Raw genomic sequence first — 23959 nt, 5'->3', positions numbered from 1 at the left:
CCTTTATCCCATGACCATTCTGCCGAATTCCGTCGAGGCACGCGATATCGCCTACCAGATGCATCCGAACGTCAATCTGCGTAAATTCGAAAAGACCGGTGGTCTGGTCATCGAAAGTGGTGAAGGCATCTATGTGACCGACAGCAGCGGCAAGCGTTATATCGAGGCGATGGCAGGGCTTTGGTCTGTGGCGCTTGGCTTCGGTGAACAGCGACTGGTGGACGCTGCGACAAAGCAGATGCAGAAGCTGCCCTATTACCACACCTTCTCCTACAAGACGCACGGCCCGTCGGTCGATCTTGCCGAGTTGCTGATCGAGCTTGCGCCAGTGCCGATGTCGAAGGTTCATTTCACGTCTTCGGGATCGGAGGCGAACGATCTCGTTGCCAAGATGGTGTGGTATCGCTCCAATGCGCTGGGCAAAAAGGACAAGAAGAAGATCATTGGCCGCATCAAGGGTTATCATGGCGTGACGATTGCCTCTGCCTCGATCACCGGTCTGCCGCGCAACCATGAAAGCTTCGACCTGCCGCTGGACCGCATGCTGCATACGGCCTGCCCCTCCTATGTGCACTTCGGCAAGCAAGGTGAAAGCGAGGCGGATTTTACCGCGCGTATTCTGAAGGAACTCGAAGATCTGATCCTCAGCGAAGGCCCGGAAACCGTTGCCGCCTTCTGGGGCGAGCCGGTGATGGGTGCCGGCGGGGTTCTTCTGCCGCCTGAAGGTTATTGGGAAGGTGTGCAGGCGATCCTGAAGAAATACGACATTCTGCTTGTCGTGGACGAGGTCATCTGCGGGTTCGGCCGCACCGGCAAGATGTTCGCCTGCGAGACCTACGGCATCAAGCCGGATGTGCTTGTTGTTTCCAAGCAGATATCCTCATCCTACATGCCGCTGTCGGCGATCATCATGAATGACGGTTTCTACCAGCCGATCGCCGACGAATCCGACCGGATCGGCTCCTTCGGCCATGGTTATACCGCCTCCGGCCACCCGGTCGCGACGGCCGTCGGTCTCGAAAATCTGAAGATTATTCAGGAGCGCGATCTGGTCGGTAATGTCGCGAGGCTGGAAGGCAAGTTCCTCGATCATCTGAAAGCGCTTTCCGACCATCCGCTGGTGCATTCCTCGCGCGGCGTCGGTCTTCTTGGCGCGCTGGAGATAAAGCCGTGGGAAGGTACGAAGCCGGGCGATGCGACGCTCGCCATTGCCGCCGGCATTGAGGATGAGGGCGTGATCACTCGCCCGATCGGCGAATCGATCTGCTTCTGCCCACCGCTGATCATCACGGCCGAGCAGCTTGATGAGCTGTTCGCCGGCGTTAAGCGGGGACTGGACAAGGTTGCGGCCGCACGCGCCTGATGACTTTGCGAATGTCCTGGCCGGTTCGTCCGGCCGGGCACCGCTGTCAGCTTGCCTTATCCCCGGTATGCCACAAGCACCGCGCCGCAGGCGATTAGCACCACACCCAGCCAGTTTGGCAGCGACAGCCGTTCCCCTAGAAACAGAACCGCGAAGACGGCGACGAACACGACACTGAGCTTGTCGATAGGGGCGACGCGGGCGGCATCGCCGATTTTCAGCGCCCGGAAGTAACATATCCAAGATGCGCCGGTCGCCAGCCCCGAAAGCACGAGAAAGGTCCAGGTCCGCGCCGAAATGGTGGAGGGCTGCTGCCAGTTGCCGGTAACATAAACCATCAGGCCAGCGGCAGCGAGAATGACGATGGTGCGTATGAAGGTGGCGAAATCGGAATTGACGTTTTCGATGCCGATTTTCGCAAAAATCGCGGTCAATGCCGCAAAGGCCGCCGATAGCAGCGCCCAGAATTGCCAGGCCAGAAACAGGTTCTTCATAAGGGCCTACTCCGTTTTTCGCATTCGTTCTCGCTCGATCTGGCCTATAACATCCGCACGGCGATAAAAACCGTTTTCGACGGTTGGGAGGGCTTCAAACGATGAAAGGCCGGAGCATCGATCTGATGCGCCGGCCTTCATGCGAGAGCCTGCCCGGACAAACCGGGACAGGCTGGACCTTGGGAGGTCGTGTTATTCGGCGGGCTGAACCGCACCCGGAAGCGAATCCACATCGGCGATGCCGGTGAATTCTTCCTTGCCGCTGAGAACGCGGGCGAGCTGTTCCTGATCCAGTTCACCTTCCCAGCGGGCAACAACGATGGTGGCGACCGCATTGCCGACGAAGTTGGTAAGTGCGCGGCATTCCGACATGAAGCGGTCGATGCCGAGGATGAGCGCCATGCCGGCAACCGGAACCGACGGCACGACGGAGAGCGTTGCGGCCAACGTGATGAAGCCAGCGCCTGTGATGCCGGCAGCACCCTTGGAGGAGAGCATGGCCACGAGCAGCAGAAGGATCTGTTCGCCGAAGGAGAGGTGGATGCCGGTCGCCTGTGCGATGAACAGGGCAGCCAGCGTCATGTAGATGTTTGTGCCGTCGAGGTTGAAGGAATAACCGGTGGGGATGACGAGACCGACGACAGAGCGCTTGCAGCCCGCCTTTTCCATCTTGCTCATCAGGCCCGGCAGGGCGGCTTCAGAAGACGAGGTGCCGAGAACCAGCAGCAGTTCTTCCTTGATGTAGCGGATAAGCGCGACGATCGAGAAGCCGTTATAGCGGCAGACAGCGCCGAGGACCACGAACACGAACAGTGCTGATGTGACGTAGAAGGTGCCGATCAGCATCGCGAGGTTGGTGACGGACGAGATGCCGTATTTGCCGATGGTGAATGCCATGGCGCCGAAGGCACCGATGGGGGCGGCCTTCATCAGTATCGCGACCAGCTTGAAGATCGGATACATCATGGCATGCATGAAATCGGTGACGGGCTTGCCCTTTTCGCCGACGATACCGAGCGCGATGCCGAACAGCACGGAGAAGAACAGCACCTGCAGGATATCACCGCTGGCAAATGCGCCGACGATGGTGGTCGGGATGATGTTCATCAGGAAGCCGGTGATGGTCTGCTCATGGGCCTTGTCGGCGTAGGTCGCTACGGCCTTGGCATCCAGCGTGGCCGGATCGATATTCATGCCGGCACCCGGCTGCACAGTGTTGGCGACGATGAGGCCGACAATGAGCGCAAGGGTGGAGAACACGAGGAAGTAGATCATGGCCTTGCCGGCCACGCGTCCAACCTTCTTCATGTCGTTCATGCCGGCGATGCCGGTTGCGACAGTGAGGAAGATGACGGGAGCGATGATCATCTTGACGAGACGGATAAAGCCGTCGCCGAGCGGCTTCAGCTGTTCGCCAAAGGCCGGATAGAAATGGCCAAGCGCGATACCGGCGATAATGGCGACCAGAACCTGGAAATACAGGTGCTTGTAGAATGGCTGCTTGGCGTGGCCTGCCGCCACGGTTGTTGTATCGATCATGTTTTTTCCTCCTCGGCCTCACCCTGCCTTAATTGGCCTCCCGGGATCGCCGTGTCGTTGACGGCTTCGCGCCGATTGAGGAGTCATGTGCAATACGCATGCCAGACTTGCTTATTTGGTGTAACTGGCTGATTTAAAAAGTACTTTCTATTGACGCGGTATCAGCTCGCCGGCGTATGTGCGGATATCCGGACAAAACCTCTTGCGGTCTGTGTGTAAATCCGCACAATTGTCGCATGACGCAAGAAGATCAGGCCTCTCATTCCCAGGCACGACGGCGCGCTCAATGGCTGGCGTTGGCGGGCTTGTGGCTGCTCGTCAGCCTGGGAGTTCTGTTGGTTGCCGATGACTTTGCGCGAAACCAGGCAATACGCACCGCCGCGTCCGAGGCCTCCACCGATGCCGAACTCAAGATCGCGCTTCTGAATGTTGCGCTGGAGCGGCCGCGCGCCATTCCGCTGGTTCTGTCCGGCGACCCCGACCTTGCGATTGCGCTGGATGGCGGTGGCGCGCCTGCCATTGACCGGCTGAACCGCAAGCTGGAGGGGCTGATCGAAGGTACGCAGTCCTCTGTCATCTATGTGACCGGACCGACCGGCTTGACAATTGCCTCGAGTAACTGGCGACAGGCCGACAGCTTCGTCGGCTCCAATTATGCCTTCCGCGAGTATTTTCAGGCGGCGATGAATACCGGCATGTCGGAACATTATGCGCTTGGCAATGTCAGCCGCCGGCCGGGCCTTTATATCTCGCGCCGCATCGATGCCGCAGACGGTCGGCCGCTCGGCGTCGTCATCGCCAAGGTGGAGTTCAACCGTCTGGAGGCGGATTGGAACATCGGCGGCAAACCGGTCTATGTGGTTGACAGGAACGGCGTCGTGCTGATGACGAGCGTGCCGGATTGGCGCTTCAAGACCGTAGCGCCGATTGACGAGGCGCGACGCAAAGCCATTTCCGAAAGCCTGCAATTCGGTAACGAGGCGCTTACGACGCTGCCGTTCCGGATGGCGCGACTCTCGAGCGACGGCGTTCCGCTCATCCGTGTCGATGACCCGGCAAGTGAGCGCGGCGATTATCTGCGGTTGGAAACGCCGGTGCCGACGACCTCATGGACACTGCATTATCTGCAGCCGGTGGCACCGGCGCTGAACGCCGCCATTCGCGAGGGCAGGGTGGTGGCGCTGGCAACGCTGATGCCGCTGATGGCGCTTTCGGCTCTGTGGCTGTGGCGCAGGCACAAGGCGCTGAGGGAAAAGGAAGAGGAGCAGCGCGCCCGCACCGAGCTGGAAATGAAGGTGCAGGAGCGCACCCGTGATCTGACAAGGACCCGCGACCATCTTCAGGCGGAAATTGCCCTGCACGAAAAGACGACAGGTGAATTGCGCAACGTGCAGCACGAGCTGGTGCAGGCCAACCGTCTCTCCATTCTAGGGCAGGTGGCGGCGGGCGTTGCCCACGAAATCAACCAGCCGGTAGCGACGATCCGCGCCTTTGCCGACAATGCCCGCACCCTGCTGAAACGCGACCGCATGGCGGAGGCCAACGAAAATCTCGAAAACATCGCGGCATTGACCGATCGCATCGGCACGATTACCGGCGACCTGAAGATATTGGCGCGCAAGGGCCGCACCGCTGCCGAACCGGTCAGTCTCAAGCTGGTCATCGAAGGCGCGGTGATGCTGTTGCGCAGTCGTTTTTCCGGACAGATGGATGCACTTGATATCGTGTTGCCGGATCAGGACCTGAAGGTGCTTGGCAGCCGCATCCGGCTCGAGCAAATTCTCATCAACCTTCTGCAAAACGCACTGGAAGCCACTGAAGCGATTGATGCGGCGCGTGTCGAGGTGCGGGTGCGGGAGGAAGGGGAGATGGTCTTGCTTTCGGTCAGCGACAATGGGACCGGCATTCCCGAAGCGATCCGCGCCCAACTTTTTTCGCCCTTTAATACATCCAAGGAAAGCGGCCTAGGCCTTGGTCTCGTCATCTCCAACGATATCGCCTCCGACTATGGCGGGCGGATTGAGGTAACGAGCAGCGAGGCAGGCACGTCTTTTTCCGTATATCTGAAGCGAGCATGACATGATGGCAGGTGGAACCATATTTCTGGTGGATGACGACTCCCAGCTGCGCAAGGCGATGGTGCAGACGTTGGAACTCGACGGATTGCCCGTGGCCTCCTTTTCCCGCGCCGAACAGGCACTTGCGGCGCTCAACGAGGATTTCGACGGCGTCGTCATCACCGATGTGCGCATGCCCGGCATGACCGGGCTTGAGTTCTTCGACCATGTCCGCAGGATCGATGCCGACCTGCCTGTTATCCTCATCACCGGCCACGGTGATGTGCCGATGGCGGTCGATGCCCTGCACAACGGCGCCTATGATTTCATCGCCAAACCATTCCCCGCCGAACGCATGGTTGAAAGCGCCCGCCGCGCGCTGGAAAAGCGCCGCCTCGTGCTGGAAAACCGCGCGCTTCGCCGGGCGAGTGCTCAAGCCGAGGACGATTTGCCGCTGATTGGCCAGACGCCCGCCATGGAACGCCTGCGCACCACGCTCCGGCACATTGCTGATACGGATGTAGACGTGCTGGTGGCAGGTGAGACGGGCAGCGGCAAGGAAGTGGTGGCAACGGCGCTGCATCGCTGGAGCAAGAAGCGATCCAGGGGCAATTTTGTGGCGCTGAATTGCGGTGCGCTGCCGGAAACGGTGATCGAAAGCGAGCTTTTCGGCCATGAGCCGGGTGCTTTCACCGGTGCGCAGAAAAAACGCGTTGGTCGCATCGAACATTCAAGCGGCGGCACGCTGTTTCTCGACGAGATCGAAAGCATGCCGCTTGCCGTACAGGTGAAGATGTTGCGCGTTCTGGAAATGCGCGAGGTCTCGCCACTCGGTTCAAATGAGGAGCGACCGGTCGATATTCGCGTGGTGGCGGCGGCGAAGGTGGATCTCGGCGACCCGGCCGAGCGTGGCACGTTTCGCGAGGACCTATATTACCGGCTGAATGTGGTGACGCTGTCGATACCGCCGCTGCGCGAACGCAAGGCGGATATTCCGCTGCTGTTTTCGCACTTCGTCACCAAGGCCGCCAACCGGTTCAACATGCCGGTGCCGCAGATCAGCGCCGGCGTTTCCCGCCGCCTTAACGACTACGACTGGCCGGGCAATGTGCGCGAACTCGGGCATTTCGCTGAAAGGGTAGTATTGGGGCTGGAGATGGATGCGGCCACCACGACTGTTTCGCAATCGAGCATTCCGGCTTCCGGCACCCTGCCGGAGCGAATGGATGAAATAGAAGCGCAGATCATTCGCGAAACGCTTGTGCAATCGAATGGCGACGTGGCCGAAACCATTGCGACACTCGGCATTGCCCGCAAGACCTTTTACGACAAGCTGCAACGTCACGGCATCAACCGGGCGGATTATGTGAAAAACGGCGCTGCTTGAGGTGCCGCAGGATCTGGGGTGACACTTAATGAAAAGCCGCGGACGTTTCCGTCCGCGGCCTGATTATTAACAGCGATAACTGCGCAGACGTTGTCCCCGATCAACCCGCTACGCAGAAATGACGCTGGCCGTCGTTTCCGACATAGGTGCCGGAGCGGCCGTTGAAGCTGCGATAACGTTGCGAGCAATAGTCGTACCAAGCATTCGTCCATGGCTCGATGGTGCGGTAGGTACGGCGTTGCTGGTAGTAGCCGGAATTATTGTCATAGACCGGTTGGGCACGGTAAACCGGTGCCGGACGATAGACCGGCGCGGGTCGATAAACGGGCTGCGGCTGTGGCTGATAATAGCGGTAGTCCGGCTCTTCGTACACATAGCTCGGTTCATAGCGACGCGGCGGGTCGATATAGACGCGCTCGTCGTCTACCGGTGCCGGGCGGGAAAGGGCTGAGCCAACGGCGACACCGGCGGCAAGGCCGAGCACGCCACCCAGAATAGCGGCATCGCGACGGTCGCGGCGGCCCCAGTCATCGGCGGATGCGCTGTTGAAGGGCACGATGGTGGCGGCGGCGACGGCGATAGCCAGAACGGTTTTAGCTGCAAAGGACGACATGATCTTCTTCCATCCGGATGGCAGGGCGCTGCCAGTTGCAAATTCGATGGTTAAAGAAATATAGCGCGCCTGCTGAACGGGCGCTGAATGAATTGTGGCGGCTGGCGACAGCTCGCAATTCCTGTTTGCGCAAGCCGCGCTTCGCGCTAGAACTCAAGTTCAAACAGGACAATTCCATGAGCCTTGCCCATATAACCGTCAATTCCGATTCATCCCACGAAGACCGTGCCCAGGCTATTCGAGATACGCTGCGCGACGCCATTGTCGACCGACGGCTTGCCCCGGGAACGAAGCTGTCGGAATCGGAAGTGGGAACGCTGTTCGATGTCAGCCGCACGGTGGTGCGGGCGGCTCTTCAGATGCTGGCTTACGAAGGACTGGTCAAGGCCGAGCGCAACCGCGGCGCTTTTGTCTCCAATCCCACACCGGACGAAGCGCGGCAGGTTTTTGCTTCGCGCCGGCTGATCGAGCCCGGCGTTCTGGACGCCGCAATCGAAAAGATCACGCCTGCGGCGGTGAAGCAGCTGAGAGAGCATCTGGTTCAGGAAAGCCGCCACCAGCATGAGCGCGGCCCGCACGCCAGGCGCGCGGAAATCAAGGCATCAGGCGATTTCCACCTGATGCTGGCCTCGCTTGCCGGCAATGCCATCCTCGAAAAATTCATGGACGAACTGGTCGCCCGCTCGTCGCTGGTTATCGCGCTCTACGGGCGCTCGGGCGTTTCAAGCTGCGGCCACAACGATCATGCCGACCTGCTCGATGCACTGGAGGCGAAGGATGCGGCAAAGGCCCGTGCCTTGATGCTGCAGCACCTCGATCACATCGAGGCCGATCTCGACCTTCGCATGAAGGAAGGATTGGCGCTGAAGGATGCACTGGCACTTTGAGCGGCCACCATCCCCGCCTTTCAGACGGGGATAAGCGCCATGTCGCACTTCAGGCTGCGTAACGGCTGAGTGCCAGATCGTGCGTGTCTATCTCGGGCTTGTTCCCGCTGATGAGATCGGCAAGCACACGGGCCGAGCCGCAGGACATGGTCCAGCCAAGCGTACCGTGGCCGGTGTTGAGATAAAGATTGCTGTAGCGGGTGGAGCCGATGACAGGCGTACCATCCGGCGTCATCGGGCGCAGGCCGCACCAGAATTTCGCCTGGCTCTGGTCACCTGCGCCGCCGAACAGGTCTTCCACCGAATGGGCCAGAGTTTCCTGTCTTGCTGCGGGCAGATCCTTGCTGAAACCGGCGATTTCCGCCATGCCACCGGCGCGGATGCGCGAGCCGAGCCGGGTGATCGCCACCTTGAACGTTTCGTCCATCACGGTCGAAACGGGCGCGCGTTCCTCCTTCACGATCGGAACCGTGATGGAGTAGCCCTTGACCGGGTAAACCGGCAGGGTAAGGCCGAGCTGGCGGACGAATTGCGGGGAATAGCTGCCCAGTGCGGCGACGAAAATATCGGCTTCCACCAGCCCCTTGGTGGTCTCCACGGCCTTGATACGGCCTGCCTCTACGATGGGGCGCATGATGCCGGTATCGTAGATGAAGGTGACTCCCGCCTCTTCAGCCATGCGCGCAAGTTCGGTGGTGAACATGAAGCAGTCGCCGGTTTCATCACCGGGCAGGCGCAGGCCGCCGACGATCTTTTCCCTGGAAGGAGAAAGGCCGGGCTCGATGGCGGCGCAGCCTTCGCGGTCGAGAATTTCGAAAGGCACGCCACCTGCCGTCAGCACGTCCACATCCTTGCCGATGGCGTCGAACTGCTTCTGGGTGCGGAAAACCTCCAGTGTGCCCTGCATGCGCTGGTCGTATTCTATCCCGGTTTCGTCGCGCAGCGCCATCAGGCAATCGCGGCTATATTCGGCAATGCGCACCATGCGGCTCTTGTTGATGGCATAACGCGCCGATGTGCAATTGCGCAGCATCTGGCTCATCCAGCGCCACGCCGCCGGATCGGCGGTCGGGCGGATGATGAGCGGGGCATGCTTCATGAACAGCCATTTCATGGCCTTCATCGGAATGCCGGGCGCGGCCCATGGCGAGGAATAGCCGGGGGAAACCTCGCCGGCATTGGCAAAGCTGGTTTCAAGTGCTGCCGCCGGCTGGCGGTCGATCACCGTCACCTTGTGTCCGGCTTTGGCCAGATACCAGGCGGAGGTCACGCCGACGACGCCGGCTCCGAGGATAGTGACGTTCATGATCGTCTCACTTATGGCTGACAGATGTTGAAGCGACGGCCGGGGTTTCGCCCGGCTGAATATAATTGCGGCGGTAACGGCGTCCGAGGCCGGTCAGGATTTCATAGGCGATCGTGCCCGCATCCTCGGCAATGTCTTCCAGCGTCTGGTCAGGCCCGATCATCTGCACGAAGCTGCCTTGCGTCAATGTTCCCAAGGGCAGGGCGGATATGTCGAGAATGATGCTGTCCATTGAAACTCGACCAGCAATGGGCAGGCGAACGCCATTGTACCATGCCGCACCGCGATTGCTGAGCGATCGCGGCAGGCCATCGGCATAACCAGCCGCGATCGTCGCAAGCCGCGTCGGCCCGGCCGCTTCGAAAGAGCCACCATAACCGACCAGCGATCCGGCGGGAACTTCGCGGGTCTGAATAACGGCGACATCAAGCCGGACGACCGGTTTCATCGGGTTGGGACGGGTAACGGAGGGCGCGCCGCCATAAAGCGCAATGCCGGGGCGTAGCAGGGAGTTGTGATAGTCGTTGCCCAGAAAGATGCCGCCGGAATTGGAAAAACAGACGGATACATCAGGAAAAGCTGCAGCGGCTTTTCGCATCACAGAGAGTTGGGCGGCATTGGAGAGGTGATCCGGCTCGTCGGCGCAGGCGAGGTGGCTCATCACGAAGGCGATGTCGATACCATCAAGCAGTTGCGGCCGGGAGGCGAGGACTTCAAGCTCCTCGGGAGAGAGGCCGAGACGGCACATGCCGGTATCGATCTGCACTGCGGCGGGTAACGTGTTGCCAAGATTTTTGGCGTGGGCCGCCCATTGGGCGATCTGCTCGAGCGAATTCAGAACCGGTGTGACGGCCATGGCCGCGCAGGAGGTTTCGTTACCGGGCTGAAGCCCGTTGAGGACGAAAATCCGCGCTTCCGCTGAAAGACGCAGCCGGAGCGCCAGCGCTTCATCGATATGGGCGACGAAGAAATTCCGGCAGCCCGCTTCAAACAGCACCTGCGAGACGATATCCGCGCCGAGGCCGTATGCGTCAGCCTTGACGACCGCTGCCGTCTGCGATGTGGGTGCCATTGCCGCAAGCGCGAGATAATTATCGCGCAATGCGCCAAGATCGATGGTCAGATGGCCGCTTGCACCACCCGCTGCCTGCTGGCGGCTGATCTGCATGTCCATGGTCGTTCACCCTCATTTTTATCATATGAGAGTATTGCAACGATTGTCGAATTTCTTGGCTATTGTTCGAATAAGATGCGATAAAAATCAAATCTACGCAACTTTCATTGTCATATTGGAATTTTCTATGTCGTCACTCGACGCGACCGACCGGCACATCATCCGCCTGCTCCGGCTCAATGCCCGCATCAGCAATGCGAAACTTGCTGCGGAAGTCGGCCTTTCGGCCTCCGCCTGCCTTCGCCGGGTCGATATTCTGGAACGGGAGGGTATCATCCGGGGCTACACGGCGCTGACCAGCGGCCTTGCCGGCGGCGAGGTGATCTCGGTCATCGTGCAGATCACGCTCGACCGCCAGACGGAGGATTTTCTCAACAGGTTTGAGAACGCGGTGCGGCGTTATCCAGAAATCCGCGAATGTTACCTGATGACGGGCGGGTCGGATTATTTCCTGCGATGTGAGGCGGAAAGTGCGGGCGATTTCGAGCGCATCCATAAGGAGATTCTGTCGAAGCTGCCGGGTGTTTCGCGGATTCATTCGAGTTTTGCGATCAGGAATGTGCTGGCGACGCCGAAGGCGCGGTGAAGGCGGATGCGCAGAGCGTGGGGCTCACCCCCCTCTGTCCTGCCGGACATCTCCCCCTCAAGGGGGGAGATCGGGTGAGGTTTTCGCCTCGGTCCCCATTAACGTCGGTATCGCGATCTCGTCCGCCAACTAAAACGCCCGGGGCAGGCCACTTGTCGATCTCCCCCCTTGAGGGGGAGATGTCCGGCAGGACAGAGGGGGTAAGCCCTACGCTCCACTCTAACCTTCACCCCCACCATCGATAAAAATGATGCACCGGTCCCCGACCGTGCCCGACGGCAAGCCCCCGACCAGCGTCAAGCGCTCCATTCAGATAGTCCTTCGCAAGACCAACCGCCTCCGCCAGGTTATGCCCCATGGCCAGATGCGCGGTGATCGCCGCCGCCAGCGTGCAGCCGGTCCCATGGTCGTTTTTCGTGTCCACTCGCATAGCGGAAAGCGCCTGCACGGTGCCGTCTGCAAACAGATAATCCGTACTCTGCGGCCCGTCGCCATGGCCGCCCTTGATGAGCACGGCTTTCGCGCCCGCCTTCAGGATCATCTCGGCCTGACGGGTGATCTCCGCCTCGGTGTCTGCAATCGGCAACCCGGTGAGAAGCGCTGCTTCAGGCAGGTTCGGCGTGACGATGGTGGCGAGCGGCAGCAGGTCGCGCTGCAGTGTCTCGATCGCATCCGCATGCAACAGACGGTCGCCGGAGGTCGCAACCATCACGGGGTCGAGCACCACCGGCTGGGGCTGCTGCCGAAGCCTTGCAGCTATGGCCGCGATGGTTTCGATCCGCGATACCATGCCGATCTTCACCGCATTGACGGCAAGATCGGAAAAAACAGCGTCCATCTGCGCGACGATGGTGGCGACGGAAATATCCTCCACTGCCGTCACACCTTTGGTGTTCTGGGCGGTGATGGCGGTGATGACGCTGGCGGCATAGGCGCCGAGTGCCGAAAAAGTCTTGATGTCGGCCTGAATGCCCGCGCCGCCGCCGCTGTCTGAGCCGGCGATGGTCAATGCGATTGCTGTCATGACTGTCTCGCTTTCAGCGCTGCATCGACTGCCGCGCGGAAGTCCCTGGTTGTGCTGGCAATATCGCCTGCGCGGAAGATTGCAGAAATGACGGCGACACCATCCGCACCGGCAGCGATGACGTTCGGCACGCGGGCAAGATCGATACCGGCGATGGCGCCCACCGGCATGCCCGGCCGCAATTCGCGGAGCAGAGTGCGGAGCGTCGTAAAGCCGTCAAGGCCGACAGGCTTGTCTGGATTTACCTTGGAAACGGTTTCGAACACGCCACCAATGCAGGCGTAATCGGCGGGCATGGAGGCCGCCCGCTCGGCATCGGCGCGGTTCTTGACGGTGAGGCCGATGATCGCCTTATCTCCAAGGATGCGTCTGGCGGTTTTGGCATCCATATCATCGGCGCCGAGATGCACCCCGTCCGCGCCAGAGGCGAGCGCCACATCCACCCGGTCGTTGATGACCAGCGGCACGCCCGTGCCGGCAATGGCTTCGCGAATTGCGCTGGCGTTTTCGATCATCTCCCGCGTGGAGGCGTGTTTGTCGCGATATTGCAGAATGGTCGCGCCGTTGAGTGTGGCCGCCAGAGCAAGCTCGCCCAAGGGCGCAACATCGCCGAGGCTCGCATCGACCAGCGCGTTGAGACGGTAATCAACCTTGTTCATGCTCAATCCTCGCATGGTTTCTTATGTCTTCGCCGGAAATTTCTGAAAGAACATCCAGAAATGCCGGCTCGAATGTGCCGGGACCTTTGGCGTTTTTCGCTGCCAGTTCGGCTGCGACACCCGTGATGGCGAGGGCGGCGGCGGCGGCCGTCAGTGCGTCTTTTTCCACCGCCATGAAGGCGGCGATGACGCCACCCGATAGGCAACCCGTGCCTGTCACCTTCGCCATCCACGGGTGACCGTTGACGATTCTGACGCTCCTTGTGGCATCGCGCAGGTTATCGACAGGTCCGGTCTCTATCCTGATGGCGTTCGGAACAGCACCGATCAGGCTCATCTCAGCGCTGTTGCCGCGCACGATGGTGGGTCCAAGCGAGATCAGGTCACGCGCGAACGCCAGTCGCGATGGCGAATAGTCGCAATGCACGGGGTCCAGAATCCACGGCTTGCCAGTCGCGCGGGCGATCTCGACGGCAAATCGAATGACTTTTCGCCGGTCGGCGTCGAGCGTGCCGAGATTGATCGTCACCGCATCGGCTTTCGTGACGAAAGCACCGATTTCTTCGAGTGAGGTTGTCATCGAGGGTATGCCGCCGACAACGGTAATGCCGTCCGCGGTGAATTTCTGTACCACTGTGTTCATCAGGCAATGCACGCGCGGGCGCGTCTGCCTTACCCTTTCGAGGATCTCTGCGGCCTTCGCCGCAGTCGGAAAACTGTTTGCCATGGTTATTGCAACTCCACGGCAATGTCTTCCGCCGCCGGCGCCTGCTTGATCAGTTGCATGTCTTGCATGAAGGTGCCGAAGCGTGTGTAGCGGGCGCGATCGAGTGCGGCTGGACGTTTGGCGAAACGCGGCAGCGTATCGAAAAACGCCTGTTTGTTCAGCGCGTCGTCAAGGTTCGGATAGGCCTTGATGAAAAGCTGCCAGGATTCTTGCGGGTGGTTGGTGATGAAAATCGCCGCCTGCTCAACGGCCGAGAGAAAACGCGGCAGGCGGCTATCTTTCACGAGATCTCGATGGGTGACGAATATGAGCTCGTCATAGGCGGGCACGCCATGTTCCTCGGGGAAGAACGAGCGGCCTTCGTGGCCTTCAAGCTTCATCTGCGTCAGTTCGAAATTGCGGAAACCGCCAAGCGTGGCATCGACCTTGCCGGCGATCAGGGATGGCGAGAGTGAGAAATTGACGTTGACCAGTTCAACATCGTCCTTTGTCAGTCCCTCCTTCTCCAGCATGCGCTTCAGCATCGCATCCTCGAAACCGGAAACCGAGAAGCCGACCTTCTTGCCTTTCAGGTCCTTCAGGCTCTTGATCGGCCCGTCGGCCAGAACGGTGACGGTGTTCAGCGGGGTTTCCACCAGCGTGCCGAAACGGACGAGCGGCAGCCCTGCATCGTGGTCGAGATAGAGGTTCGGCTGATAGTGTACACCGATATCGGCCTGCTTTGCCGAGACCAGACGCGGTACGGCGGATGGGTCTGCGGGCGGAACCAGCTCAACGTCCAGCCCGGCATCTGCGAACAGGCCGCGTTCCTTGGCGATCACCATCGGAGCGTGGTCCGGGTTCACGAACCATTCCAGCAACACGGTAAGCTTGTCGGCCGCCTGCGATTGCACGGGCGCAAACACGCTTGCTGCCGCGACGACGAGGGAAAGAAGAGTTCGTTTCATGGTGCCGAAAGTCTCCGCAAATATTTGAAAGGAATGACGTGGTCTGTTTCTTTGGCCCAGGGGGCGAGGTTGGCCGTTGCCCGGTCGACGACAAGCCGCAGCAGCACCGCCATGACGGCGAGAATAGTCATGGCGGCGAACATTGTGTCGGTCTGCATGCGGGCATTGGACTGGATCATGACAAAACCGAGCCCGGCGGAGGCGCCCACCCATTCGCCAATGACCGCGCCGAGCGGGGCGAGCGGAGCTGCGACCCTCAGCCCGGAAATGAGTGCGGGAAGCGCCAGCGGCACACGCAGCCGGGTGAGGATTTGCCAGTGGCTCGCCTCCGTCAGCGAGGCGGCATCGAGGATTGTCCGATCCGTGCGGTTGAGGCCGTCGGTGAAGGCTGAAGCGACGGGAAAAAAGATGATGATCGCCGTCATGACAACTTTCGAGGCCATGCCGAAACCGAACCAGAGTACGAGAATAGGGGCCAGCACGAAGACCGGAAATGCCTGCAACACGAGAACCATGGGCCAGACGAGGCGGCCAAAACGCGGGACGGCGGCAATCGTAAAGGCAACGAGAATGCCGGCGGCAATGCCAGCCGCAAGCCCGACAGCCATTTCACCTGATGTCACCATGGCCTGTCCGAACAGGAAGGCTGGCTGGCGCAGGAGTGCTGCGGCAACATCGGCGGGCGAGGGCAGGATGTAGCGGGGCGGTGCAAACAGCCAGATGCCCAGCTGCCAGACAATCAGAATAAGAACGACGCCCTTCAGCGCATGGGAGGCACGCATCGGCCGGGACTCAGACGCAGCCGTACCGTATACGAAGGGAAGGATGTTTCATCATCATCGTTCGGTCTCCAGCTGTGGCGATCACGGAGATCCGGGCAAAGCGGAGAAGAGAAAGGGCAGTAACGCAAACGCGCTACAGTTTCCGTTCCTACGCCGGCATGACCCGGATCAGGTTCAAGGGTCCGGCTCATCGCCATCTCAGCACCGTCAGGTGCTCCCCTCGGAAGAGACTGTTTTGCTAGGAGGGTTTTGAAGTAATGTCAACTTTGAAAGTTAACGAGAATATTGGCGAATTTGCCGCGAACATATTAGTTATTGATTATATTAAGTTTATCAAAAATTAGTTATTTATTGAAACCGCTTTTCAATTCCGCTGTATTAGCTTCAGCTCCCAGATTGGTTGGGGGCGAACTTGAAAAACTTCTGGCGAGAGAAATCTGGAAATTTTGGCATTCTGACCGCGCTGCTCATGGTGCCTCTGTGCGGGGCTGCCGGTATGGCGCTCGATATTACGCGCGGCATGTCGGTCAAAGCCGATCTGCAGCAGGCAGCGGATTCCGCGGCTCTGGCGGCAGTCGCCGATATGTCCGCAAGTGTTCAGGCGGCAAAGAAGATGTCGGGGGACGGTGTCATTCCCGTCGGCAATGAAGAAGCCCGGGCATTCTTCGATGGCAATCAGCGCGGCGACGCGGACTACACCATTACCTCGGTCGATGTTTCGGTGATCAAGCACGGCAATGTGGTCGAGTCGTCCGTCAGCTTCAAGGCGTCGGTCAGCACGACCCTCTCAGGGCTTCTGGGGAAGGATTTCGTTTCGGTTGCCGGCACGGCCACGGCCAAATACGAAACGGAAACCTTCAGCGATTTCTATCTTCTGCTTGATAATACGCCCTCCATGGGAGTGGGCGCGACACCCACGGATGTTGCCACCCTGGTTGCGAATACTGGCGATAAATGCGCTTTTGCCTGCCACATCGTGAAGGACGGCGTGGCAGACCCGAACAGCTATTACTTCAAGGCCAAGAAACTCGGGGTTACGACGCGTATCGACGTGGTTGCCAAGGCAACCGCCAGCCTGATGGACACGGCAAAGTCCACGCGCAAAAGCAGCAATCAATATCGCATGGCCGTCTATACCTTCGGGGAACGGGCGGAAGATACCAAGCTGCTTGAGGTCGTTTCGCTGACATCGGATCTGGACGCAGCAAAGAAAAAAGCTGGTGAAATCAACCTGATGTCAATCCCCTATCAGGGATACAACAACGACCAGCAAACAGATTTCGACCGGGCACTGATCCAGATTGGAGATAAGGTCGGCAGTTCGGGCACGGGCGCAAGCTCGGCGAACCCGGATAAGGTTATTTTCTTTGTTTCAGACGGGGTGGGCGACAGTTACAAGCCGTCCTCCTGTACGAAAAAACTGACGGGAGGCCGCTGTCAGGAGCCGATCGACATCAAAGACTGTACGAAACTGAAGGAAAAGGGTTTTCGTATCGCGGTGCTTTATACCACCTATCTGCCGCTGCCGACGAATGACTGGTATAATAGCTGGATCAAGCCCTTTCAGGCGGAAATTGGCTCACGCATGCAGAGCTGCGCTTCCCCGGGTCTGTACTTCGAAGTCAGCCCGTCCCAGGGCATCAGCGACGCGATGACGGTGCTGTTCAAGAAAGCCATTACATCACCACGCCTGACGGGCTGATGGCCGTCTAGCTAGGCCTGTTAAAGCATCGGTTGAACGCCGCAATATCTGCGGCGTTTTTTGGAAATGGCCGGAAGGTGATGCTTCAAGCGATATTACGAAGCCGTTCAAATAACGCAGTAAAGCGCGTTTCAGCGCGGTAGAACACAGCCGGCTGGCCTATCGGAGCCTCCACGGTGATCTCGTGCCCGCCAAAATACCGCGCGCCACTCCAAAGATGCATCCATTCCCCATCGCCCGGAAGGTAAAGCGTGCGCTGCGTCTCCCCCGCCTTCCACACTGGTGCGACCAGCATGTCGGCCCCGTAGAGATAGCTGTCCTGAATGGCATAGGTCTGCCGGTCGTTCTCGTGATGCAGGAAAAGCGGGCGCTGTACCGGCAGGCCGTTTTCGGCCGCTTCAGTGGAAAGCGATTTCAGATAGGGGGCGAGTGCGACATAGATTGCCGTCATGCGGGCAAAATGGCCAAGAACGGTCTCGTCCTGATCGATCTGGAGATTGTCGCGCGGGCGATTGCCCTCATGGGTTCGCATGACAGGAGTAAAGGCTGCCATCTCCGTCCAGCGCATGATGAGTTCCGGGGTTCTGACATTGCCGAACAGGCTGGTATAACCGCCAATATCGGAATGGTGATAGGCATTACCGAGAAGACCGGAGGACAGCGCACCGCATATGACAGTGACGAGACCGTCATGGCGGGAGAAATCGACGGACTGGTCACCGCCCCACAGCAGCGGGCAGTGGGCTTGCACACCGGTAAAGCCCGCGCGCATGAAGAACAGCGCTTCGCCGGTTTTGCCGCGGCTTTCAACGGCCTTGGCGTTGACCTCTGCCCAGAGCGTCGGCCAGGCATTGTGCATCAGCTTGGCGTCGATGCCGTTCGATAGCGTGATGTCGATCGGCAGATATTCGCCGAAATCGGCCATCCAGCCGGAAAGGCCGAAATCAAGCATGTTCTTGCCGATGATCTCTTCGGAAAACCACTCGGCTGCGGCCGGATTGGTGAAATCGACCACGCCACAATCGAACTCGCCGAAATCCACGAGCGCCGTCTTGCCGTCCGCGCCGGTGGCGAAATAACCGGCCGCCTCCGCCTCCGGAAAAAGCGGGCCGTCGACGCAGAGATAGGGGTTCACGTATCCCAGAAAACGAATGCCCTGATCGGCAAGCTCGGCGATCTTCTGACGCAGATGCGGATAACGCGCCTCATTGGCCTGCCAGTCCCAGAATAGCCGGGCGCCGAAGGATGTCTGGCGAAGCCCCACCCAGTCCTCGCACCACAGGCCGGAGACCTTGGTTCCGGCAGCGCGGATTTTTTCCAGCCGGGCAAAGGAGTTGGCGCCATCCTTTAACCCGATGATCGCGCCGCTATAGACCCACCCCGGTAGTTCCGGCTGGCGTCCGAACCGCAGCGAGAGGGCGGAAACGATATCGGTGAAACGATCGCCAGTGAAAAACTCGATCCTTTCGGGGATCGCCCAGATCTCGACTTCGTGGAAATCTTCGTTGCGGAAATCGAAGACCGAATAGGCGCTGGTTTCCACATGCAGCGCATATTTGCGCGACGACAGATAGGTCGGCTGCGGGTAATTGGTGTTGTAATAATCGCCACCCGCCTTGCCGCTGACGTCAGCCTTGAAGGTGATTTCAGCGGTCTTGTCGCGGCCGACACCGGGTTCGGAGGTCCAGAGCGGAAAGCGGCGGCCGCGCATGTCGAAATAGGACATCTGTTCGCCACCGCCCCAGACATGTTCGTCCTCATCTGCGACGATCCGCAGCCACAGCCGATTGATGGTTTCATCCAGCGTCGTGACCCTGATGGCATTTCCATCCAGGGCCAGATGAAGGCGCGCGGCCTGCCCGGGTGCGGAAGACAGCGTAACGCTGTCGCCACTGACTTCGGCGTGGCGGAGCGCAGTTCGTTCGATGACATAGTCCTCGATATCGAAATTGCCGCGATACATATCCATCCGCTCCTTGCCCAAACCGGCGAAGAAAGCCGGGTTCTCAGGCGAATGAGAAAGAATGGTGTGGCTGCCAATCGCAAGCGTGAAGCCGTCTCTGGTCTTTTCGAATTGCATGACTGTACCTGTTTAACCCTTGAGACCGCCGGCGGTGAGACCGGAGACGACGCGCTCCTGAAAGATGACGATCAGGATCGCAACCGGGACGATGCCGACCACCAGCGCCGCCGAGATGACGGGCCAGGGGAAAGCGAACTCACCCTGGTAAAGCTGGATGCCGACCGGCAGCGTGCGCAGTGCCGGATTGGAATTGAAGGAGAGCGCCAGCAGGAATTCGTCCCAGGCGTTCACGAAAGCGAGAATACCGGCGGTGAAGACACCCGGCGCGCATAGCGGCACGACAACCTTGAACAGCGCACCGATGCGGGTGCAGCCATCAATCATGGCGGCGTTTTCCAGATCGCGCGGGATGCTTTCGAAGAAGGACACCAGCATCAGCGTGCAGACCGGCAGGGAGAGCACGGTGTAAGGCAGTATAAGAGCGGTCCAGCTATTGAGCAGGTTGAGCGCACGCATGATCTCGAACAGAGGCACCAGCAGCGTTACCAGCGGGAATGTAGAAACGGCGATGATGAGCGAGAGGATCAGCGCCCGGTACTTGAGATCGAGCCGCGCCAGCGCATAGGCTGCCAGCACCGAAATCAGAATTGTGAGTGCCGTGGAAAGCAGCGCGACCATGAAGCTGTTGAACAGGAAGAGGTGCAGCGGCTGGTCGGAAAAGGCCTGCATGTAATTGGCGAGCGTCGGCGCATGCGGAAACCATGTGATCGGTTTCACCGTCAGTTCCGCTTCGGTTTTCAGCGAGGTGAACAGGGTCCATATTGCCGGAAACAGGCCGTTGACCAGCAATATGGAGGCCGCAATGAAGCGCAGCGGCTTGCCGGAGAAGAAGGAAGACAGACCGGAGGAGGTCGCAACGGTGCTCATGGGATCAGTCCTTCGTCCTGATAATGCGGAGATAAACGGCGGTGACGCACATGGAGAGCGCAAACATCATGACCGCCAGTGCCGAACCGTAACCGAGATCGAGGAAGGAAACGGTGTTCTGGTGAATGTACATGGCGAGCGTCGTGGTTGATGTGCCGGGGCCGCCGCCGGTCATCATGTATGGAATATCAAAAGTCTGCAGCGCCGTAATCGTACGGAAGATGAGAGCAACGACGATCGAGGGTTTTAGGAGCGGTAGCGTGATCTCGAAGAACTGCCTGAGCTTGCCGGCGCCATCCACATCGGCGGCTTCATAAAGCGAGCGCGGAATGGTTTGCAGCCCTGCAAGGATCATCAGTGCCATGAAGGAGGAGGTCTTCCAGATGATGGTCAGGCAGATGGCTGCGAAGGCCCAGTTCGGCGAGTTGAACCAGATGATGCCTTCAAAGCCCAGCCGGTTCAGCACATCGTTGACCACGCCGTATTCGTAGTGGAAAAACCACGCGAAGATGAGGCCGGCGAACGACAGAGGCAGCGCCCAAGGGATGAGCAGCGACAGGCGCATCGGCCATTGCATCGAAAACGGCAGGTTGGCGAGGAGCGCAAGGCCCAGGCCCATGAACAGCGCTCCCGGCACCGTTATCAGCGTTATCAGCACCGTATTCCAGGTCGTTTCCCAGAAAATCGGGTCATCGAGCATCGCCGTGTAGTTTTCAAAGCCGATGAATTCCGCCGGCAGGCCTGATGTCAGCGAAAGGCTGAAAAACGAGGTGTAGACGAGACGCGCCACCGGATAGACGATGATAAGCGAAAGAAGAATGGCTGCAGGCGCCAGCAAAAGCACGGCAAGCGACCGGTCACCGAGATCGAGCCACCGCGTCCAGCGCGGCTGCGGTTTCTCGTCCACCCTGACCATTGTTCTCTCCGGCATCGTCACGTCTGCCACTCCCGCAACTGAATTCACGTCATCGTCTCCCGATCAGACCGGTTAAGTCCCGGCCCGTTTGTCGCGCCGTTCAGGCGATTTTCACTGGTTCGGCCAAACAGGCCGGCAACGGCATGTCCTGCATGCCGCCCCCGGCCACAGGGCTTAGCGCAATACGCGGCGCAGACGGCTTTCCATCTGCTTTGCGCCGTCTTCCGGCGACATCACGCCCGCAAGCACGCCATTGACGGTGGTGCGGATCGTTTCGCTGACCTCGTTGTAACGCGGTGTAACCGGACGGGCCTTTGCCGTTTCAACAACCGGTAGAGCATCCGCAAACCAAGGGATGGACTTGGTCACATCAGCATCCTTGTAGAGCGAGGCATAGGTGGGCAGCAGCGCGGCATTGATGGCTATGAACTTCGAAACATCCTGGCTGGACAGATATTCCACCAGTTTCTTGGCTTCGTCCTGCTGCTTGGAATAGGCGGAAACGCCGAATTCCCAGCCGCCGAGGCACGTCGTCTGCTCTCCGCCCTTGACGGCCGGCAACCGGGCGACGCCAACCTTGTCGTTCACTTGGGATTCCTTGCCCTGAAAATGGGTCCAGGCGTAGGACCAGTTGACGGCGAAGAGAACCTTGCCCGCCTGGAATTCCTTACGCGTGTCGTCGGTCGCCACTTCGGAAATGTTCTTCTTGGAAATGCCTTCGTCGACGAAGCTCTTCCAGAGCTTCAGCGAATCCACGGCCGCCTGATTGTCGAAATTCAGCTTGCCGTTTTTAACCAGCGACTTGCCTTCGCTCCAGTAGGGCAGCAGGAACGTGCATACCGCACCTTCGATGGCCTTACCCTGGAAGGAGAGGCCCTGAAGTTCGGGGTTCTTTTCGCCCTCCATCACCTTTTTTGAGGCTTCCTTCAGCTCATCCCAGGTGGTCGGCGGCTGGATGCCGTATTTGTCCAGCAAGTCCTTGCGATAGTAGAGGAACATGGAATCGGCGAACGCCGGCAGCGCCACGATCTTGCCGTTCACGGTGTTTGCTTCTGCATAGGTCGGCAGGTAGGCGGACAAGTCCTTGCCGGAGAAATCGCTGGTCCAGCCAGCGGTTGCGAATTGTGCGGGACGGATGACATCGAGCATCAGCACGTCAAGGCTCGAATCCTTGGCAGACATGACGGTGTTGAGATATTGCGCCTGCATTTCGGAGGTGTTACCGCCGGTCTCGATCACGACTTTCACGCCCGGCGTCTTCGCCTCATATTGATCGAGCGCCTTGCGCCACACGTCGGGTTGATGCTGGCTGGAAACGAAGATTTTGAGTTCGGCGTCGGCAAAGGCCTGTCCCGAAAAGCTGAGCATCGTTGCGCAGAGCGCCGCTCCCGTAAGGGCTTTGAATTTCATATTTTCCTCCCGTTATTGAAATCTTGAAGCCGGGCCGGTGGCGGCCCGATCCTGTCACTGAATGGAGCGTTCCGTCGTCACGTCGAACAGGTGCACCTTCGATGGGTCGAGGCCGATCTTCAGTTCCTCATTCGGAGCCGGTTTCATCTCTGGCGGCATTCTCGCCGTCAGCGCCGCATCACCGAGGGTGAAATGCACCAGCGTATCAGACCCCAAAGGCTCCACCACCTGCACCTTGACGGAGAGCTGTGTGTCAAATCCCCCGGCAGGACCGAAATGTTCAGGGCGAATGCCGACGATGACCTCCCGTCCATCGAGCGCCGTTTCACGGGACGGTCTGATTGCTGCCAGTGGAAGAGAGTTGCCGTCCGTAAATGTCAGCCTGTCGCCGGTCACTCTGGCGCGGGCGAAATTCATGGCAGGCGCACCGACGAAACCGCCGACGAACACGCTTTCCGGACGGTTATAGACCTCGTCCGGCGTGCCCACCTGCTCGATATCGCCGCCGCGCAGAATGACGATGCGGTCAGCCAGCGTCATCGCCTCCACCTGATCATGCGTCACGTAGATGATGGTGGTGCCCAGCTGCTGGTGCAGGCGCTTGATTTCCGTGCGAACCTGTCCGCGCAGTTTTGCGTCGAGGTTGGAAAGCGGCTCGTCGAACAGGAACACCTGCGGGCGGCGCACGATGGCGCGGCCCATGGCCACGCGCTGGCGCTGGCCGCCGGAAAGCTGGCCCGGCCGACGGTCCAGCAGATGGCTGATGCCCAGCATATTCGCTGCCTCATCAATGCTGGCATTGGCCTGCGAGGCGCTGACACCACGTACCTTCAGGCTGAAACCCATGTTTTCACGCACCGTCTTGTGCGGGTAAAGCGCGTAGTCCTGAAACACCATGGCGATGTCACGCTCGCGCGGCGGCAGTTTGTTGACAACGCGGTCGCCGATCATCACCTCACCGCCGCTGATGCTTTCCAGCCCGGCGACCATGCGCAACGTCGTGGATTTTCCGCAGCCTGAGGGGCCGACGAAAACCACGAATTCACCATCGTTGATTTCAAGGTCGATACCCTTGACGATGCGCAGGGCACCGTAACTCTTGTCCAGCTTGCGCAGGCTGACTGAAGCCATCTTTTCCTCCTCACGTCCGGGGCGTCCAAAATCCGATGAACGCAAACCCGGCATCAAACTTCAAATCCACGCATCGCTTTTCGAAAAAATCATCCCGATCGTCCGGCGATATCGTGGGACGGCCAAACGCCTGTCTCCCTAGGCCCGTGATATTACCTTTCGTCAAAAGGAAATCAATAGTGTATCAATTTTATTTCTGACAGAAATCAAAAACCGCCAAAGCTTTGATTTGTAGAAATATTTCAACGAAAACCCCTGCGTGGCAGGTCTCGGCTTCCTTGCCTGTGGTCAATTTTCTCTGTCCA

21 protein-coding genes and 1 riboswitch are annotated in these 23959 nt (G+C 59.4%); of the genes, 6 read left to right on the top strand and 15 right to left on the bottom strand.

All coding sequences use genetic code 11. From position 1 onward, the window contains the following. The first annotated feature begins 10 nt into the window (after nt 1-10). Nucleotides 11-1363 carry an aspartate aminotransferase family protein gene (locus tag ACQZ6D_RS10110; protein WP_003510848.1) on the top strand — a complete coding sequence of 451 codons (1353 nt, stop codon included), beginning with the start codon at nt 11-13 and terminating at the stop codon, nt 1361-1363. Nucleotides 1364-1419: 56 nt separating this feature from the next. Here the strand turns inward: ACQZ6D_RS10110 and ACQZ6D_RS10105 are convergent, their stop codons facing one another. Next, nucleotides 1420-1857 carry an EamA family transporter gene (locus ACQZ6D_RS10105; RefSeq protein ID WP_019564660.1) on the bottom strand — a complete coding sequence of 146 codons (438 nt, stop codon included), beginning with the start codon at nt 1855-1857 and terminating at the stop codon, nt 1420-1422. A 192-nt stretch (nt 1858-2049) separates the two neighbouring features. Beyond that, nucleotides 2050-3396: a dicarboxylate/amino acid:cation symporter gene (locus ACQZ6D_RS10100; RefSeq protein WP_013761559.1), complete on the bottom strand. Its 1347-nt coding sequence runs from the start codon at nt 3394-3396 to the stop codon at nt 2050-2052. A 236-nt stretch (nt 3397-3632) separates the two neighbouring features. Here ACQZ6D_RS10100 and ACQZ6D_RS10095 point away from each other — a divergent pair, with 236 nt between their 5' ends. Next, nucleotides 3633-5474 (top strand): sensor histidine kinase, encoded by a 1842-nt coding sequence (locus tag ACQZ6D_RS10095; RefSeq protein ID WP_112296448.1) that lies wholly within the window; start codon nt 3633-3635, stop codon nt 5472-5474. Nucleotide 5475: 1 nt separating this feature from the next. Continuing rightward, the gene (locus ACQZ6D_RS10090; protein ID WP_112296447.1) at nt 5476-6840 is read left to right on the top strand and encodes a sigma-54-dependent transcriptional regulator; all 1365 of its coding nucleotides are present in this window, start codon (nt 5476-5478) and stop codon (nt 6838-6840) included. 100 nt (nt 6841-6940) lie between these two features. Here the strand turns inward: ACQZ6D_RS10090 and ACQZ6D_RS10085 are convergent, their stop codons facing one another. Then, on the bottom strand, nt 6941-7453 hold the full coding sequence (locus ACQZ6D_RS10085) for a BA14K family protein (RefSeq protein WP_003510838.1): 513 nt from the start codon (nt 7451-7453) through the stop codon (nt 6941-6943). A gap of 176 nt (nt 7454-7629) precedes the next feature. Here ACQZ6D_RS10085 and ACQZ6D_RS10080 point away from each other — a divergent pair, with 176 nt between their 5' ends. Beyond that, nucleotides 7630-8340: a GntR family transcriptional regulator gene (locus tag ACQZ6D_RS10080; protein WP_025595694.1), complete on the top strand. Its 711-nt coding sequence runs from the start codon at nt 7630-7632 to the stop codon at nt 8338-8340. 49 nt (nt 8341-8389) lie between these two features. Here the strand turns inward: ACQZ6D_RS10080 and ACQZ6D_RS10075 are convergent, their stop codons facing one another. Further along, on the bottom strand, nt 8390-9646 hold the full coding sequence (locus ACQZ6D_RS10075; RefSeq protein WP_448729900.1) for a D-amino acid dehydrogenase: 1257 nt from the start codon (nt 9644-9646) through the stop codon (nt 8390-8392). 7 nt (nt 9647-9653) lie between these two features. Then, complete coding sequence (gene alr, locus ACQZ6D_RS10070) at nt 9654-10820, bottom strand: alanine racemase (RefSeq protein ID WP_448729899.1); 1167 nt, start codon at nt 10818-10820, stop codon at nt 9654-9656. Nucleotides 10821-10947: 127 nt separating this feature from the next. On the opposite strand from alr, the gene ACQZ6D_RS10065 reads away from it, so the two are divergent. Continuing rightward, nucleotides 10948-11406, top strand: a complete 459-nt coding sequence (locus ACQZ6D_RS10065; protein WP_003500727.1) for an Lrp/AsnC family transcriptional regulator — start codon at nt 10948-10950, stop codon at nt 11404-11406. 226 nt (nt 11407-11632) lie between these two features. Here the strand turns inward: ACQZ6D_RS10065 and thiD are convergent, their stop codons facing one another. The 5 genes from thiD to ACQZ6D_RS10040 are packed head-to-tail and all read right to left on the bottom strand — an operon-like array spanning nt 11633 to nt 15545. Next, complete coding sequence (gene thiD / locus ACQZ6D_RS10060) at nt 11633-12430, bottom strand: bifunctional hydroxymethylpyrimidine kinase/phosphomethylpyrimidine kinase (RefSeq protein ID WP_112355442.1); 798 nt, start codon at nt 12428-12430, stop codon at nt 11633-11635. Next, entirely contained in the window at nt 12427-13089 is a 663-nt protein-coding gene (gene thiE, locus ACQZ6D_RS10055) for a thiamine phosphate synthase (RefSeq protein ID WP_112296445.1), read from the bottom strand. Before thiE ends, thiD begins: the two co-directional genes overlap by 4 nt. Next, the gene (locus ACQZ6D_RS10050; protein ID WP_112402010.1) at nt 13076-13816 is read right to left on the bottom strand and encodes a hydroxyethylthiazole kinase; all 741 of its coding nucleotides are present in this window, start codon (nt 13814-13816) and stop codon (nt 13076-13078) included. Before ACQZ6D_RS10050 ends, thiE begins: the two co-directional genes overlap by 14 nt. A 2-nt stretch (nt 13817-13818) precedes the next feature. Further along, nucleotides 13819-14763 carry an ABC transporter substrate-binding protein gene (locus tag ACQZ6D_RS10045; protein ID WP_162694079.1) on the bottom strand — a complete coding sequence of 315 codons (945 nt, stop codon included), beginning with the start codon at nt 14761-14763 and terminating at the stop codon, nt 13819-13821. Then, nucleotides 14760-15545 carry an ABC transporter permease gene (locus ACQZ6D_RS10040; RefSeq protein WP_112296444.1) on the bottom strand — a complete coding sequence of 262 codons (786 nt, stop codon included), beginning with the start codon at nt 15543-15545 and terminating at the stop codon, nt 14760-14762. The genes ACQZ6D_RS10045 and ACQZ6D_RS10040 overlap by 4 nt, the downstream gene beginning before the upstream one ends. Nucleotides 15546-15673: 128 nt before the next feature. Beyond that, nucleotides 15674-15776, bottom strand: a riboswitch (TPP riboswitch). Nucleotides 15777-15957: 181 nt separating this feature from the next. Between ACQZ6D_RS10040 and ACQZ6D_RS10035 the strand changes: the two genes are divergently transcribed. After that, entirely contained in the window at nt 15958-17247 is a 1290-nt protein-coding gene (locus ACQZ6D_RS10035; protein ID WP_448729898.1) for a TadE/TadG family type IV pilus assembly protein, read from the top strand. Between the two features lie 85 nt (nt 17248-17332). Here ACQZ6D_RS10035 and ACQZ6D_RS10030 read toward each other — a convergent pair whose 3' ends face one another. The 5 genes from ACQZ6D_RS10030 to ACQZ6D_RS10010 all read right to left on the bottom strand — a co-directional run bounded on the left by ACQZ6D_RS10030 (nt 17333) and on the right by ACQZ6D_RS10010 (nt 23654). After that, nucleotides 17333-19327: an alpha-glucosidase gene (locus tag ACQZ6D_RS10030; protein ID WP_112402011.1), complete on the bottom strand. Its 1995-nt coding sequence runs from the start codon at nt 19325-19327 to the stop codon at nt 17333-17335. Between the two features lie 12 nt (nt 19328-19339). Continuing rightward, nucleotides 19340-20197, bottom strand: a complete 858-nt coding sequence (locus tag ACQZ6D_RS10025) for a carbohydrate ABC transporter permease (RefSeq protein ID WP_448729897.1) — start codon at nt 20195-20197, stop codon at nt 19340-19342. Nucleotides 20198-20201: 4 nt separating this feature from the next. Continuing rightward, nucleotides 20202-21113: a carbohydrate ABC transporter permease gene (locus tag ACQZ6D_RS10020; RefSeq protein ID WP_003510821.1), complete on the bottom strand. Its 912-nt coding sequence runs from the start codon at nt 21111-21113 to the stop codon at nt 20202-20204. A gap of 174 nt (nt 21114-21287) precedes the next feature. Beyond that, nucleotides 21288-22523 (bottom strand): ABC transporter substrate-binding protein, encoded by a 1236-nt coding sequence (locus ACQZ6D_RS10015; RefSeq protein WP_448729896.1) that lies wholly within the window; start codon nt 22521-22523, stop codon nt 21288-21290. Nucleotides 22524-22577: 54 nt separating this feature from the next. Beyond that, nucleotides 22578-23654, bottom strand: coding sequence for an ABC transporter ATP-binding protein (locus tag ACQZ6D_RS10010; protein ID WP_003510819.1), 1077 nt, complete (start codon nt 23652-23654; stop codon nt 22578-22580). Between the last annotated feature and the right edge of the window lie 305 nt (nt 23655-23959).

It is taken from the genome of Agrobacterium sp. 22-3639C2, assembly GCF_053522105.1.
Note: the sequence above shows the minus strand (reverse complement) of the source record. Positions and strands in the feature narration are given on the sequence as shown.

Bases quoted from the DNA above. Each gene is read 5' to 3' on its own strand.
- alr (WP_448729899.1), bottom strand. From the start codon at position 10,820: ATGGACATGCAGATCAGCCGCCAGCAGGCAGCGGGTGGTGCAAGCGGC.
- ACQZ6D_RS10045 (WP_162694079.1), bottom strand. From the start codon at position 14,763: ATGAAACGAACTCTTCTTTCCCTCGTCGTCGCGGCAGCAAGCGTGTTT.
- ACQZ6D_RS10030 (WP_112402011.1), bottom strand. From the start codon at position 19,327: ATGCAATTCGAAAAGACCAGAGACGGCTTCACGCTTGCGATTGGCAGC.
- ACQZ6D_RS10065 (WP_003500727.1), top strand. From the start codon at position 10,948: ATGTCGTCACTCGACGCGACCGACCGGCACATCATCCGCCTGCTCCGG.
- thiE (WP_112296445.1), bottom strand. From the start codon at position 13,089: ATGAACAAGGTTGATTACCGTCTCAACGCGCTGGTCGATGCGAGCCTC.
- ACQZ6D_RS10050 (WP_112402010.1), bottom strand. From the start codon at position 13,816: ATGGCAAACAGTTTTCCGACTGCGGCGAAGGCCGCAGAGATCCTCGAA.
- ACQZ6D_RS10110 (WP_003510848.1), top strand. From the start codon at position 11: ATGACCATTCTGCCGAATTCCGTCGAGGCACGCGATATCGCCTACCAG.
- ACQZ6D_RS10085 (WP_003510838.1), bottom strand. From the start codon at position 7,453: ATGTCGTCCTTTGCAGCTAAAACCGTTCTGGCTATCGCCGTCGCCGCC.
- ACQZ6D_RS10100 (WP_013761559.1), bottom strand. From the start codon at position 3,396: ATGATCGATACAACAACCGTGGCGGCAGGCCACGCCAAGCAGCCATTC.
- thiD (WP_112355442.1), bottom strand. From the start codon at position 12,430: ATGACAGCAATCGCATTGACCATCGCCGGCTCAGACAGCGGCGGCGGC.
- ACQZ6D_RS10040 (WP_112296444.1), bottom strand. From the start codon at position 15,545: ATGCGTGCCTCCCATGCGCTGAAGGGCGTCGTTCTTATTCTGATTGTC.
- ACQZ6D_RS10080 (WP_025595694.1), top strand. From the start codon at position 7,630: ATGAGCCTTGCCCATATAACCGTCAATTCCGATTCATCCCACGAAGAC.
- ACQZ6D_RS10020 (WP_003510821.1), bottom strand. From the start codon at position 21,113: ATGGTCAGGGTGGACGAGAAACCGCAGCCGCGCTGGACGCGGTGGCTC.
- ACQZ6D_RS10075 (WP_448729900.1), bottom strand. From the start codon at position 9,646: ATGAACGTCACTATCCTCGGAGCCGGCGTCGTCGGCGTGACCTCCGCC.
- ACQZ6D_RS10010 (WP_003510819.1), bottom strand. From the start codon at position 23,654: ATGGCTTCAGTCAGCCTGCGCAAGCTGGACAAGAGTTACGGTGCCCTG.
- ACQZ6D_RS10095 (WP_112296448.1), top strand. From the start codon at position 3,633: ATGACGCAAGAAGATCAGGCCTCTCATTCCCAGGCACGACGGCGCGCT.
- ACQZ6D_RS10025 (WP_448729897.1), bottom strand. From the start codon at position 20,197: ATGAGCACCGTTGCGACCTCCTCCGGTCTGTCTTCCTTCTTCTCCGGC.
- ACQZ6D_RS10105 (WP_019564660.1), bottom strand. From the start codon at position 1,857: ATGAAGAACCTGTTTCTGGCCTGGCAATTCTGGGCGCTGCTATCGGCG.
- ACQZ6D_RS10015 (WP_448729896.1), bottom strand. From the start codon at position 22,523: ATGAAATTCAAAGCCCTTACGGGAGCGGCGCTCTGCGCAACGATGCTC.
- ACQZ6D_RS10090 (WP_112296447.1), top strand. From the start codon at position 5,476: ATGATGGCAGGTGGAACCATATTTCTGGTGGATGACGACTCCCAGCTG.